A 304-nucleotide genomic window follows, 5' to 3' on the forward strand; every position below is an offset into this window, starting at 1 on the left:
TAAGATATAGATTTCAATCCAGTTGGGTTTTGCCCAATTTAAAATTTCTAGAATGATAGGCTCATCACTATTTTCTAAAAAACTCATTGCTTCTTCAAACGAAAGACTATCGGTTTTATCAAAAGTAGCTATAGCACTTAATGTAATGATCTCTTTAATTTTTTCGTCACCACGTATCCCCCAACTCCAACTGTTATCTTTGGGTTTTTTATAACCAGGTTCAAGCGATAAATCCACATAAGTCATCCAAGAGCGCTTGTTTTTTTTGATATGTTTTCGGATAGTGTCTAAATTTCCTTTTGTA

At 32.9% G+C, this 304-nt stretch carries 1 protein-coding gene; it reads right to left on the bottom strand.

The genetic code is table 11. The features are described 5' to 3' along the window. Positions 1-304, bottom strand: a 304-nt coding sequence (locus tag WFZ85_RS16190; RefSeq protein WP_342697277.1) for a DUF6493 family protein, incomplete at both ends; no start/stop codon positions are given.

Origin of the sequence: Flavobacterium aureirubrum, assembly GCF_038739835.1 — a bacterium.
Taxonomy (GTDB): domain Bacteria; phylum Bacteroidota; class Bacteroidia; order Flavobacteriales; family Flavobacteriaceae; genus Flavobacterium; species Flavobacterium aureirubrum.